The following is a 14,267-nucleotide window of genomic DNA, read 5'->3' as shown; positions in this document are numbered from 1 at the left end:
GATCAACGATCAACATTAACGAAGTGAACATTTATCTCACCTGCTAACTTACATTTGTCTATCCTCGTTAATAAGAATGGGTAGACAGCGAGTGTGGCACAACGAAAAACCGGCAAACTCCTCAAACAGGAGTCTGCCGGTTATGAATGATCTCGAATTTAGTACACAAATGTGTAGAATTGTAAAATTCAGCGTATATAGGTTAGCAACTCACCGTTGATTCAGGGATGCAGATACTTCAGCAGTTACTTGATCGCCACCTTGTTCCTTCCACTCCTGTACAAATGGATCGAATGATTCGATCGGCGCAGTCCCTAGAATAATTTTCAGAAATGTATCATGTTCCAGCTTAGACAGTTTGCTCCACAACCTCTCCACTGCTGGGGTACGTTTGTAGGTAAGGCTTCGAACTTTATGGATATTCGGATCAAAGAAGTTTCTTCCACCCACAAGCAGTGAATAACCACGCATAAAATTCTCGTTGTGCTGATCCCAGTACGAAATGCCAAGTTGATCATAAGGCTTTAGCTTGGTTTGTTTTATCGTCGAAACTGTATTTTCCAGCAGCTTATATTCGGACTTGTCCTTGAAATCGGCTGGGGTTTTGGTTCCGGCCAGAATCTCCTGCACGGCTTTGAATTCATATCGAGCTTCATCTGCCGGGGCAAAGAAATTGCGGCTGAGCATAAAACTGGTACCATACTTGAACTCATCCCGAAGGTACAGATTGTTTATCTTAATGATCGCTTCGGGATGAGCATACCCTTTGCGTACCACCAGGAAAGAACTTGAGGGATTATCCACCTTCACACGAAATGCTCCATTTGCATCCAGTGGGAGCGCGTAAGCCTGCCAGTTCGCCTTGGGATCATTCAGCCAAGCGCTTGGCAGCGGCCAGTATCCTGCAAAGAAACCTTGAAAGAACATCCCAGCCTGTCCGCTAATGACGGTTTCCTCTGGTTCTTTTCGGATGCCAAGATCTGGATCAAGCAGACCTTTGGCATACATATCACGAAGTCTGACCAAAGCGTCCTTTGTCTCTGACAGAATCGAACCGTATACAGGTTTTCCATCTTTTTCGAGCCAATATCCGGGGAAAGCTCCATAAGCCGAGAAGATCGGCGTTAGATCAAAGGCAAAAGCGCTGTTGTTAAAATCGTTAAACAGACTTGTGCTTGAGGCAAGCCCGATCGTATCCCGTTTCCCGTTCCCATCCGGGTCCTGCTCCACAAAGGCCTTCGCTATTGCTTCCAATTCGTCCACCGTTTTCGGTGGTTTTAATCCAAGACGATCGAGCCAGTCCTGCCTGATCCAAAGCATACTGAAGTCCTCCGCCGTCACAGACGGAACAGCCATCATTTTCCCTTCAAAGGTCACTTGTTCCAGGGCCAATCCATGGGTGCTGTCGATTATTTTCTTCATCTCAGGTGAAGCGCTGCTTGCATATGCCTTGGTCAGATCTTCAATTTCTCCCGCTTTGACCATCTCATTCAACTGAACCTGATTAACAATCATTGCATCAGGCAAATCATTGCTGGCAATAGCCAGATCGATTTTCTGTCCAAAATTCTCCTTGGATACCTGCCACATGACCTCGACATCAATGTTAAGGTTTTGCTTAATCACCGTTTTCCACTTATTCTTTTCTACGGTCTCTCCTTCGGAGAGATCCGTACCTGTGGGGTCAACCACATATCCCAACCGGATGGAAACGGGATGTTCATATTTGCCAAATGGTTCGGTGGCGGCGGTGTCAGGTGTGCTGGTCGCTGGTCCAATTGCCGTTTTCCGAGAGTACGAAATACTGAAAAATACGATACCTGCAATCAAGCTGACGACAACAACACACACAGCCATCTTCTTGATCATTACTTTCCCTTCTTTCACCGGATCGCCAGTCGGTTGTGCGGAGCGTACACTATTTGTCCGTTCTGCCTAATTGTCGATATTCACTAGGCAGCACACCTGTCAGTTCGCGAAAGATTCGGCTGAAATATTTTTCATCCGTATAACCCACCCGCTCTGCAATCCAGAAAATCGTGTTGTTTGTGTTCAATAAATACTCTTTCGACTTCTCTATACGTATATATCGGGAATAATCGTTAAAGGTTTTCCCCATGATGTCCTTGAAGCATTGGCTGAAATAGCTGCGGCTAATATTCAGTTGCTGGGACAGCCCTAAAGCTGTAAAAGCCTGATCCAAATCATTCTGCATGATCATCACGGCTTTTTTCACCCCATCAATCATTTCCTGAGAATACGAGGTCTGTTCATCCGCCTTTCGAATACTCTCAGCGGTCTGCTTGATCCACTGTTCCACTTCGTACCAGGATTGAAAAGAATGGATCATTGAGATTCTTCCCAGCGTAGTCTGGGCAAAAAGATGGTTCCACTCCATGACCAGGGAGTACAGTAATCCCATCAGCTGCCCTTTTTGCAGCCTTAGAGATCTAAACTCTTCAACAAGCTGGTTATAATAATGATCGTTATGCGTCCACGGAGACAGAAACCAACTTCGTTTAATACGATCCATATCCTCATCCCGAGGTTCTATTGGAAATGTGTCTTCTTCATTCATGGAAACGACAATAACCGGATCTAGGGGTTCATATGCATAAAATAAGGACGTTTCTGTATAATTCATAATCCAGTTTTGAATTTGCGACCATGTCTGTTCCTGTACATCGGACATCACCAGTAGCGCAGCTTGAGGAACTTGATTCACGTATTTCTTCAGTCTATCGAATAGCAGCTGCTCATCATCCAGAGGTTCTGCCCACATCCAGCTGTTCCGTTCCACTTCAAATCGGACCTCGTCTACATTGGATTCGATTTCAATGGGCCAGTTCTGGCCGGACTTTCGGTCCAGTGAAACCAGTGCATATACTTTACGGTAATGGACATTGGTTTCACCTAGCTGCGGCAGCTTTCGTCTTGTATTCGTGAACTCACCAATCCGGGTATGTATTCGATTCAGTACATGTTCGAATTGTTCCTTCTCAAGCTGGACTTTGGCTATATAGTCGATCGCTCCCAGCCGAAGCGCTTCCTGAATATAATCAAAATCCTGATGAAGAGTAAGCACGACAATATGAAGTTCGGGGTAGAGCTGCCTTGCGGCGCGCATCAGTTCAATGCCTGACATCACGGGCATCGCAAGATCCGTTAACATCAGATCCACCGAGTTGGATTCGAGAAAATCCAGCGCCTTAGCCCCGTTACTCGCTTCTCCAACAACCTCCATGCCGAACTCGTTCCACGGCATTGCGGAGCTTATTCCTTTTCGCACCAATTTATCATCATCCACAATCAATACCTTAATCATGCCGAGATATCTTCTCCTTTGATCGGAAGTATAAGCAATATGCTTGTCCCTGTTCCCAATTCACTTTCAATCACCAGTTGAGCTTGATCCCCGTATTGTGCTTGTAACATGCGGTGAACATAATTGAGCCCGATGCCCATCCCTACTTTTTGATGATCTGCTACACGATTGTTCAGAAGTCTTTGAATCGCTTCCTCCGTCATGCCTGCTCCATTATCCTGAATCATGATGTTCAGCGTTTCTTTGCGTGTTACTTCAATTTGAATAAAACCTTCGTCGCTCAGTCCATGGTAAAGTGAATTTTCAACCAACGGCTGTAGAATAAAACGAGGTACCGGTATTTGAAGCACGTGCTCATCAGCCGAGATGCGCACATCAAACTCAAAGTCATATCGGATTTGCTGCAGGATCAAGTACTGTCTAAGCGCGTCAATCTCCTCTTCCATCGTCGAAACCTGACCTAATTTGCCCAAATTGTAATACAACAGCTTATTCAGGGACTGTACCAGCTTGTCGATCTCCCCTTGTCCATTCATTACCGCCAGCCAGTGCACGGTATCCAGCGTATTCATCAAAAAATGAGGATTGATCTGGTACAGCAGCTTCTCCACTTCAAGGTCTGCACGAATTTTCTCTTTCTGCTGCACCTCTTTAAAGAGGTCACCGATTTGATGCTGCATATTCGAGAATTCACCTAACAGAAAATCAAATTCTGGAATCTGCGTGCGGGCCTGGCTGCCTGTTGTTTGTGGATTTTGAGACATTCCGTTGATCTCTGAATGGAACAGACCGAGGGGTTTATAAACCATCTTCCACAGCAGCCAAGCCAGAAATACGGTGAAGCCCAGGAAAAATAAAGCGACCAGCAATATTTGAAGCAACCACTGATTTTTCTCCTGTTGATACTTGGCCTGCGAGATCACCGACACAACGCTCCAGTTCTGGGTAGAATCCTGTCTGAACCAATGATAATCGCGAGCTATTCCGTCCGATGCTGCACCCTTCGATAAGCTGGAGAAATTCTCCCCGACTTTCATCGCTTCCGGAATCTCACTGTACACAATGTTTCCCTCTCCATCGAGGATCAAGTGGGATAAATCTCCTTTGTACTGATTGTAACCCAATATATCCTGCGCAAGGTGAAAACCGGATTCGACGTAAATATACACATCGTCCCTCTGGGGTAATTTTACCTTCCGCATGGCGGATAAGACGAGCTGATCATCAAACCGGTTCATACTGACATGAGGACCATAGTAGGTAATCCCATATGCTTTGGAGAGCACAGGCAAAGATTCGGGTGAAAAACGATCCTTTATGGGAAAGTTTCCGAACTGTGTGGAGCCATCCTTCTGAAAGTAATACAATGTCAAGCCTATATTCGGGTTGGTAAACGTGACGACATTTAATTCGCTCTTTAATTCATCCCGAGTTTCAATCAATTCAAATATATTGGAGGATGGCTTCAACACCTCATCCAACTTTTTGCCTAATGTACCACTGTAGGATAATTGCTGTGTAACATGATTCAGGTTGGTGATCGAATTTTCCAGTGAGGAAGTCACCTGCTGTAAATTGCTCCGAATGCCATCATCGATCTTGTTCGCAAAAATGGAATCAATGGTGTAGTAGGAAATTGCAAATATACTAATGAAGGGAATAAACGCACTGAGAAAAAACAGCAAAAAGATCCTTTTTTTAAGTGTCATTCCAACCTATTCTCCTTACCTTCATCCATTCTATGTTGAATGCATAACTCCATAATTATAGATTGATAATTCAATATGTCAAACGCTTTCAAATTGTAATCAAGACAAAAAGACCCTGCCAGCGGAATGCCGGCAGAGTTGTTCATAAGGTAAAGAAATTAAACCAAGAAAGCTTTAGAGATGATGACCAACAAGATGAACAGAACAAGGATTGCGCCGATGGATGTGAAACCACCGTATCCACCAAGACCTCCAACATTTCCATATCCTACTTCACTCATGTAATCTCCTCCTCTTTTGTGTTATGTCATAAGGTATTCATATCGTTGTGTATTGACAAGGCTATTGAGACAATCATCAAAAAAAGGGCTCTGTCCGCTTATGCAGCAGACAGAAGCCCCCATCATCACAGGAAGATGACAAAAGTCACCTTAAACGAATTACTTTGTACACTGATATAAATTTTAAAAATCCTCGATACTTAGGTTACAAAAAAACAGACGAGGTGCTTACCATGAATCCAATATCTTTAACAATTTCATTATTAATTGTCGTACTTATTTTGAAGGGCGTGATCCAGGGCAGCAAAAAGCCATTGCACGAATCAGGTCGAAAACTATTAATTCCGATCCTCTATATCTCTACATCTTTGTTTGAATTGTTCGACCCTACATTGGTGCTTACATCAGGCAGAATGATTAGTTCGATCGCTATAGGTGCAATTCTGTCGATCCCATTAATTCTGGTGACGCAATTCGAGCGAAAATTGGATGGCAGGATGTATTATAAAAGAAACGTATCTCTTTATGTTCTAATTATTGTTATCTTCTCAATTCGATTCTTTGACTTCATGTTCATCTCAGGCATTGATCCCAAGACTCTTGGATTCCTGAATAATGTAGTTGCTCTATCCTATATTGCCATTTGGCGAATGGCTAGCTTCATTAAATTTCATAATTCCAAGTCCAGTACGTTCAGAGCTTGGGACAAAACTGCTTAATCGTACGATTAGCTAGAGCTGGTTGACTTGGCATATCAAGCATGTTAACCTAGGCCGAGTATTAACAATGATTGTCAAACCCTCCTACTCTTATAATGATGAAAGGTAATTCAACAAATGATGATTTATAGTCGTCTCGCCATCATGATGCCCCCCTTTCCCTAGCTAGGCTCATATTCTTGTTGTCATAACAGAGTATAAGCTTGTAGGAGGGCTAATATATAATGAAGAAATATGCTGTACCATCTTTGCTTTTAATGATTGTTCTTATCGGTTTTCCACAAATCAGCGAAACCATCTACACTCCATCTCTGCCAGATATCGCAGCAGCACTTGGTGTATCTAATAGTTCCGTACAATTCACGTTAAGCATCTATTTTATAGGATTTGCCTTGGGCGTCTTCTGCTGGGGCTGGCTGTCCGACTTGATAGGTCGTAGGCCTGCAATGCTGGGCGGTCTCATCGTATATGGGATCGGGAGCTTGATGTGCTTTTATTCGGAATCGATTCAGTTGCTTCTCGTCGGCCGTTTCGTACAGGCTTTCGGTGCCGCAACTGGCTCGATTATCACCCAAACCATGCTTCGAGAAAGTGTATCGGGAGATCGAAGACATGCGATGTTTGCCCAAATCTCTGCTGTCATTGCATTTACGCCGGCAGTTGGGCCACTTATTGGTGGTTGGATTGATCAGGCCCTTGGCTTCAGATGGGTATTCTTGGCGTTAGTACTAATGAGCGTTTTGTTGTTCATATATGCTTTTCTTAAACTGCCGGAGACAACGAATGTTTCTTTACGATCCAAAGTCGCTATACTTCCGGTTGTTAAAAAGATGCTCGCTATGCCGCGCGTAATGGTGTTTGGCGTATTGATCGGAGGTATTAACGGAGTTTTATTTAGTTATTATGCCGAAGCTCCCTTCATCTTCATAGAACACTTTGATCTGTCGCCTGGCGTTTATGGTTTTCTGGGCATTATTGTGGCCTTGGCCTCAGTGGTCGGAGCAATGATCTCAAAACGATTATTGACCGTTTACACACCGGAAAAGATCATTCGTCTGGGTTGTCTGGTCATGACCAGCGGTGCTCTGCTCCTGACCCTTGGAAGCAGCTTGTCTATGCTGCCCAATCTTTTGCAGATCATCTGCATGTTAACTGCCATGTTTGTTCTGTTGATTGGCGCAGGTATTGCTCTGCCCAATTGTCTAAGTCTTGCGCTTGTTCATTTTCAAGATGTAATTGGCACAGCAGGTGCTATATTCAGCTTGGGCTACTACTTGCTGGTAAGCCTTACGACATGGGGAATGGGTGCTCTGCATAACGGTTCATTGCTGATGATGCCTTTATATTTTCTAATCATTAGCGGCGTAATGTGGTTGCTTGGCAAAAGATTTATCTCAGAAGAATAATCTATTAGGATCATTCATTAGGATCATAAATAATACGAAGAAATGTCCCGGGGCACATTTCAACAAAACAGAAGCAGTCCAGTACTTTTATCGTATCTGGGCTGCTTTTGTTAATTTTATTGAACATAAAGTCTGAAAGCCACATCGGCTTATCCAAAGATCTTAAATACTTTATATTCATATTCATATTCATTGCCCTAACTTTGAAGGTTCCACGCATATACGGAAGAAGCGAAAGTTCAAATCTTGAGCATTTGAAATTCCCGACATTGAATACGTTATCTTCCACCGTCCTTTCGGGCGGTTTTTAGTTTGATCACATCTATTCCATGAAATACAACTGATGCTTTTTGCGGTATTCTCCAGGCGTGAGGGAAGTTTGACGTTTGAACAACCGTGTAAAATAGTTATGGTCCTGCAGTCCACACAACTCGCCGATACGCTTCAGCGGAAGCTCCGAATGTGCCAATAACCGCTTGGCCTTCTCCATTTGCAGGTGATGCCTGTATTGAAGCGGGCTCATCCCCGTATACTGCTTCAGGCAGCGAGCCAGGTAATCAAAATGATAAAGCAGATCACGCTCCATCTGTCCGGAATCAAACGGCTGCTCGAGGCGTTGACCAAGATAAGTTGCCACTTTCTCGCTTAGAAAATAGGAGCGAGCCTGCGGGCTGTTCTGTCTCATTCCCTTCTGTAATTGCAGCAGGAATTGGGCCAACAGAACATGAAGCTCGAAGGAACGCTGACGGGTGAGTACATGGTGCAGCTCAAGCATTTCTTTCAGTATCGGCTCCAGGTTACGTAGATCCACTACGGCGAATTTGGGAATTTCAATGACTCCTGGGGGAGCCTCAATATCCTGGTCTGTTTGTTGAAGCAAAGGCTGCTCCCAAGTCGTCTTTTCTTTCAAAATCATCTTTTGCACAGAGGACAGCTGGAAATGAATCCAGTATACTTCCGTCTGCACATCCGTTGGTCTATAGCCACGGTGGTCTTTGCCAGGTTCAAGAACCAGCATCATACCTTCCGCAATCTCGTAACGGAGGCCATCTTCCTCCATGTACAGCGCTCCTTTGGCGCAAATAATAAGATCGAACACATCAAAGCTACGCTGGGCATGCTGCATCCCCGGCTGCCATTCGGTGTGCCCAATGGCTGCTAATAGCGGAAACGGCGGAACTTGAAGTTCAAGTACAAGCATTAGATTCCTCCTTTGTTCTAAATGTAGATAATGTGCTATATATAGTCGTAATTGTCAGCTGTATCAAAGCTGATGATCGATTAGAGTGGTAGATATAATATGATTCTATCATTTAATGACCAGGGGGAAGCAAGCATGAAATTTCGTCAAGTTCATCTCGATTTTCATACGTCAGAAGCCATTGAAGGCATTGGCCGTGATTTTTCGAAGCAGCAATTTCAGGAGATGCTCAAAACCGGGCATGTCGATTCCATCACCATATTCTCCAAGTGCCATCATGGCTGGGCCTATCATCCGACTACCGCCAATCAAATGCATCCACATCTGAATTTCGATCTTCTGGGTGCCCAGATTGAGGCTGCTCATGAGATAGGTGTGAAGACTCCGGTCTATCTCTCCGCTGGCCTTGATGAGCGGCTCGCCCGCAAACATCCACAATGGCTCATCCGCAATCAGCAGGAGCAGATCAGTTGGACAGCCGACTTCATGACGCCAGGATATCATCAATTTTGCATGAATACCCCTTATCTTGACGTTCTCACCCTACAGGTCGAGGAAGTCGTAAAGAAATATGATGTGGACGGAATCTTTCTCGATATCGTTGGTGTTCGGGAATGTTATTGTCAATATTGTGTTGCCGAGATTCGCTCACAGGGCTCCGATCCACGAAACATTCAAGATATGAAGAAACTGTGGGAACAGACGTATACTCGTTATGCTAATCGAATGAATGAGACTGTGCATGCAGTGAAACCCGGATTACCCGTGTTCCACAACAGCAGTCACGTCGACCGTGGGCGGCGGGATCTCGCCCATGTGAATACCCATCTGGAGTTGGAATCGCTACCAACGGGCGGCTGGGGCTACGACCACTTCCCGCTTTCTGCTCGTTATGCGCAGACATTGGGCATGGATTTTCTCGGCATGACCGGAAAATTCCATACGTCCTGGGGCGAATTCGGTGGATACAAACATCCCAACGCGCTGCGTTATGAAACTGCTCTGAGTCTTGCGAACGGGGCACGCTGCTCCATTGGAGATCAGCTGCATCCGGGTGGTCAGATGGATCATGCCACGTATTCGTTGATCGGGGAAGCTTACCGTGAGGTAGAAGCGAAGGAAGAATGGTGTCGAGATACTACGGCTATTGCCGATATCGCATTGCTGTCAGTTGAGGCAGCCTTATGGGAAACCGGAGGCGATCCTCATAACCAGCACATGCACCACCACGATACCGGCGCTGTAAGAGTTTTGCTGGAAGGCCACTATCTCTTCGATGTGGTCGATCTGCAGGCTGATCTGTCCAAATATAAAGTTGTTATTTTGCCGGATGCCATTAGCATTACAGAGTTAATCAAAACCAAACTGACAGCCTTTCTTGCCGGGGGCGGCAAAATTCTGGCCACTGGCCGTTCCGGTCTCTCACCGGATGGAACGGGCTTTGAATTCGATTTGGGCGTAGAATATCAGGAGGTTTCCCCATTCCGTCCCTCCTATTTCCGTCCGAATTTTGAGCTTCCTTCGCTGCGTACAGCCTCTTTCGTCATGTACACCGAAGGACAGGACGCAGTGCCCACGACAGACGGCATCGTACTTGGCAGTAAGGAAAATTCATATTTTAACCGTGACTTGTTCACGTTCTGCTCTCACCAGCATACCCCTTCTGATCTGCAGGAATCGGGAACTGGCATGGCTGAGGGTCAGGATGGAATCTATATCGCATGGAATGTTTTTGAAGATTATGCGACGAAGGGGAGCTTGGCTGTCAAGGAAATCATCTGTTACGCGCTGGACCGTTTACTGAGTAACAACAAGTCGCTAATGACCAATCTGCCTGCGCAAGGGGTTACCACGCTGCAGATGCAGACGAACTCGAACCGTTGGGTGAATCATCTGCTGTATGCCTCTCCAGTACGTAGAGGACAAGGTGTAGAAGTTATCGAGGATATCCCTCCACTTATCAATACAGAGGTGACGGTTGCGGCGGCTGAAAAAGTACAGGACGTGTATCTGGCGCCACAGAACCTTAGTCTCCCATTCAATCAGGTGAACGGGCTCGTTAGCTACACGATACCACAATGGTCCTGTCATCAAATGGTCGTGATTCAATTTTAGAAGTGCATTTTTGGAACATAATAACAGCAGACAAAAAAAGTCGCCATCAACATGGCGACTTCTTTTTTGGCGTTTTACTCCGCCAATGTACTATCCTTTAGAGATTAATGACTATACACAGGCTTTCAATTTGTTCAGACTCTGGGAAATATCGCGAATCAGTAAATCCACATTTCCCCGCTGAGTTGCCCAACTGGTACAGAAACGAACGACGCTGTGAGTGTCGTCCACCTTTTCCCAGAATGTGAACGAGTAACGGCTGCGTAAATCCTGAAGCAGGTCATCTGGCAGAATTGGAAATTGCTGATTGGTTGGTGAGTCATATAGGAAAGCAATGCCTTGCTCCGCAAGTGAATCATGAATCAACATGGCCATGTCCACCGCATGTTGGGAAATTTCAAGATACAGACCATCTTCAAACAGCGTTTCAAACTGAATACCCAGCAATCTGCCTTTGGCAAGCAGGCCGCCTTTTTGTTTGATCATATAACGAAAATCCGGCTTGAGCTTGTCATTCAAAATGACTACCGCTTCCCCCATCAATGCTCCGATCTTGGTTCCGCCAATATAGAATACATCACACAGGCGGGCGAGATCCGCGAGCGTCGTATCACAATTCCGGGAAGCAAGAGCATACCCAAGACGTGCCCCATCAATAAATAACGGGAGACTACACTGTTGGCTCACATCAAACAATGCTTGCAGCTCTGCCTTGCTGTACATCGTACCGTTCTCAGTAGGCTGGGATATGTAAACCATTCCGGGCTGGACACAATGCTCCGGAGACGCATCATTCCAATGAGCATCATAGACCGCTTTGACCTGATGTGCTGTGATCTTTCCATCTTCACTTGGTACCGTAATCACTTTGTGACCTGTGGCTTCGATCGCTCCTGTCTCATGGACCGCGATGTGGCCCGAAGTCGCTGCAATCACGCCTTGGTATGGACGTAAAATGGAGGCAATAACCGTTGTATTGGTCTGTGTACCACCAACCAAAAAATGCACATCCGCCTGTTCATTTTCACAAGCTTGTCGAATGAGACTCCTCGCCCGATCACAATGGGCATCTTTACCGTAACCGCTCGTTTGTTCCATGTTCGTTGAAATCAGTCTTTGCAAAATGCGCTCATGTGCGCCTTCGTTGTAATCACATTCGAATCGTATCATCGTCTTGTCTCTCCTGCTCTTTTGTTCAACTTATCCTGAATATTCATCATGGAAGCATAAACTTCTCTGATCTCTTCCTCATCCAAACCTTGCATTAACTTCACAATCTGCTGATCTGAACGTTCATTCAACTCACCGTAAAGCTCCTGCCCTTTTTCAGTCAGGCGAATCAAACTAACCCGGCTGTCAGCGGCCGAATCTACTTTCATCAGCAGCCCTTCTCTGGTTAGTTTACTTACAATTCGACTCATGTAACTGCGATCAATGGTCAGTGTATCCACCAGATTGTTCGCAATGCTCTCCCCTTGAATGCCAATTTCAATAATGACCCTTGCTTCGGCGAAGGAGTATCCCGTTCCCAGGATATGTTTATCAAGTACACCGAGTATATTGGTATAAAAACGGTTAAAACGCCGCATTTCAGTCAACATATCTGCATTTATTTGCTGAGAGTCGATGTCAAACCCTCCCTTTTAGTGGACATTGTCAACATTATGATAATTCGTTTAGTGGACGTTGTCAACAATATAATATTGATGAACCTTATAGTCTGAATCAGTGTCACTTTATTGAAAAACAAAAAAACAAACCGCGCAAATGCACGGTTTGTTTTTCGGCTATCAGGAATGGCTATATTGAACCTGGTGAAGCCTGCTGTATATCCCCCCTGCAGCGACCAGTTCCTCATGGTTACCCTGCTCTGCAATACCATCAGCATTGACTACCAGGATGCGATCTGCATTCTTGATGGTTGTCAGTCGGTGTGCAATAACAAGTGTTGTTCTGCCCACTGACAGTTCCGCCAAGGACTTCTGGATTAACGCTTCGGTTTCGGTATCCAGAGCGGACGTTGCTTCGTCCAGGATGAGAATCGGTGGATTTTTTAGGAACATGCGAGCAATGGACAAGCGCTGTTTCTGACCTCCGGAAAGTTTGACACCACGTTCGCCGATGACTGTATTGATCCCTTCCGGCAAACTAAGAATCAACTCTTCCAGAGATGCACGACGGGCTGCATCCCAGATTTGCTCGTCAGTTGCCGTTAAATCGCCATACGCGATATTTTCCTTAATTGTGCCTGAGAAGAGAAATACATCCTGTTGAACAATACCGATATGTCTGCGCAATGATTCCAGCTGAACCTCACGAATATCCATCCCGTCAACAGTGATCCGGCCTTCCTCTACTTCATAGAATCGTGGAAGCAGACTGCAAATGGTCGTTTTACCTGCACCGGAGGGGCCCACAAAGGCAACGGTTTCCCCTGGCTTAATGGACAAACTGATATCATTCAGAATACGTCGATTCGGCTCATAACCGAACGAAACATTCTCAAAGCGAATATCCCCGCGCACGCTTTTTAACTCAACCGCATTTTTCGCATCGGCGATCTCCGGCTCAGTATCAATGATTTCCAGGTAACGCTTGAATCCGGCGATGCCCTTAGGATAACTTTCGATTACGGCGTTAATTTTTTCAATTGGACGGAAGAAGATATTGGATAACAACAGGAATGCCATGAAATCACCCATATCAATCCTGCCATCGATAAAGAACCAGGCACCGCTGATCATAACAAACACAGTAACCAGACGCATCATCATGTAGCTGACTGATATACTCTTCGCCATCGTTTTGTAAGCAAGCAGCTTTGTTTTACGGAAGTTCTCGTTGTCTACGGAAAATAGTTTTTTCTCATGCTCTTCGTTAGCGAACGATTGTACGACACGAATTCCGCCTACGTTGTCTTCAATACGGGAATTGAAATTCCCCACATCGCCGAAGAGGCGCCGATAGGTCTTCGTCATGCGCCCACCAAACACGATAATGACCCAGGCCATGATTGGAATGATGATAAAGGTGATCAATGCAAGCTCCATATTAATGTTCGCCATGAGCCAGAACGAACCGATTAATGTCATCACTGCGATGAAAACATCCTCCGGTCCATGGTGAGCCACCTCGCCAATATCGTTAAGATCATTCGTCAGATGACCAATCAGATGACCCGTTTTACGATTATCGAAGAACCGGAAGGATAGCTTTTGCAAATGAGCAAACATCTTCGAACGCATGTTGGTCTCAATGTTAATACCAAGCATATGTCCCCAGTAGGTCACGACATAATTCAAGACCGTATTCAGCGCATAGATCGACAGCAATACAATACATGCGAGGATAATGAGCGGCCAATCTTGACCTGGCAGCAACTCATTAATGAACTTGCTTACCGCAAGTGGAAATGCCAGCTCTAGTAAACCAGCTATTACTGCACAACCAAAATCAATTAAAAAAAGTTTTTTGTAAGGACGATAATATGAGAAAAAACGACGAATCATTC

11 protein-coding genes are annotated in these 14,267 nt (G+C 45.2%); 3 read left to right on the top strand and 8 right to left on the bottom strand.

What is annotated here, in order from left to right; all coding sequences use genetic code 11:
- Positions 1-210: 210 nt before the first annotated feature.
- From MKY42_RS15030 to MKY42_RS15015, 4 genes are all read right to left on the bottom strand, one after another.
- Positions 211-1,869: an extracellular solute-binding protein gene (locus tag MKY42_RS15030; RefSeq protein ID WP_339852179.1), complete on the bottom strand. Its 1,659-nt coding sequence runs from the start codon at positions 1,867-1,869 to the stop codon at positions 211-213.
- Between the two features lie 49 nt (positions 1,870-1,918).
- Entirely contained in the window at positions 1,919-3,325 is a 1,407-nt protein-coding gene (locus MKY42_RS15025; protein WP_339852176.1) for a response regulator, read from the bottom strand.
- The gene (locus tag MKY42_RS15020; protein ID WP_339852173.1) at positions 3,322-5,034 is read right to left on the bottom strand and encodes a histidine kinase; all 1,713 of its coding nucleotides are present in this window, start codon (positions 5,032-5,034) and stop codon (positions 3,322-3,324) included. The genes MKY42_RS15025 and MKY42_RS15020 overlap by 4 nt, the downstream gene beginning before the upstream one ends.
- A 158-nt stretch (positions 5,035-5,192) precedes the next feature.
- Positions 5,193-5,315 (bottom strand): sporulation protein YjcZ, encoded by a 123-nt coding sequence (locus tag MKY42_RS15015; protein WP_079697598.1) that lies wholly within the window; start codon positions 5,313-5,315, stop codon positions 5,193-5,195.
- A 233-nt stretch (positions 5,316-5,548) separates the two neighbouring features.
- Between MKY42_RS15015 and MKY42_RS15010 the strand changes: the two genes are divergently transcribed.
- Positions 5,549-6,034: a CcdC protein domain-containing protein gene (locus tag MKY42_RS15010; RefSeq protein ID WP_339852168.1), complete on the top strand. Its 486-nt coding sequence runs from the start codon at positions 5,549-5,551 to the stop codon at positions 6,032-6,034.
- Between the two features lie 224 nt (positions 6,035-6,258).
- Positions 6,259-7,440: a multidrug effflux MFS transporter gene (locus MKY42_RS15005; RefSeq protein WP_090897523.1), complete on the top strand. Its 1,182-nt coding sequence runs from the start codon at positions 6,259-6,261 to the stop codon at positions 7,438-7,440.
- Between the two features lie 322 nt (positions 7,441-7,762).
- Here the strand turns inward: MKY42_RS15005 and MKY42_RS15000 are convergent, their stop codons facing one another.
- Positions 7,763-8,641: an AraC family transcriptional regulator gene (locus MKY42_RS15000; protein ID WP_339852164.1), complete on the bottom strand. Its 879-nt coding sequence runs from the start codon at positions 8,639-8,641 to the stop codon at positions 7,763-7,765.
- A gap of 135 nt (positions 8,642-8,776) precedes the next feature.
- Between MKY42_RS15000 and MKY42_RS14995 the strand changes: the two genes are divergently transcribed.
- Positions 8,777-10,756, top strand: coding sequence for an alpha-amylase family protein (locus MKY42_RS14995; protein WP_179264939.1), 1,980 nt, complete (start codon positions 8,777-8,779; stop codon positions 10,754-10,756).
- A 111-nt stretch (positions 10,757-10,867) separates the two neighbouring features.
- Here MKY42_RS14995 and MKY42_RS14990 read toward each other — a convergent pair whose 3' ends face one another.
- From MKY42_RS14990 to MKY42_RS14980, 3 genes are all read right to left on the bottom strand, one after another.
- Positions 10,868-11,926 (bottom strand): aminotransferase class I/II-fold pyridoxal phosphate-dependent enzyme, encoded by a 1,059-nt coding sequence (locus MKY42_RS14990; RefSeq protein WP_339852158.1) that lies wholly within the window; start codon positions 11,924-11,926, stop codon positions 10,868-10,870.
- Positions 11,923-12,357: a MarR family winged helix-turn-helix transcriptional regulator gene (locus MKY42_RS14985; RefSeq protein ID WP_231952523.1), complete on the bottom strand. Its 435-nt coding sequence runs from the start codon at positions 12,355-12,357 to the stop codon at positions 11,923-11,925. Before MKY42_RS14985 ends, MKY42_RS14990 begins: the two co-directional genes overlap by 4 nt.
- Positions 12,358-12,546: 189 nt before the next feature.
- Positions 12,547-14,265, bottom strand: coding sequence for an ABC transporter ATP-binding protein (locus MKY42_RS14980; protein ID WP_339852149.1), 1,719 nt, complete (start codon positions 14,263-14,265; stop codon positions 12,547-12,549).
- Positions 14,266-14,267 lie beyond the last annotated feature (2 nt).

Source organism: Paenibacillus sp. FSL W7-1088, from assembly GCF_037969855.1.
GTDB lineage: Bacteria > Bacillota > Bacilli > Paenibacillales > Paenibacillaceae > Paenibacillus.
This window is presented reverse-complemented; position numbering and strand designations above follow the sequence as displayed.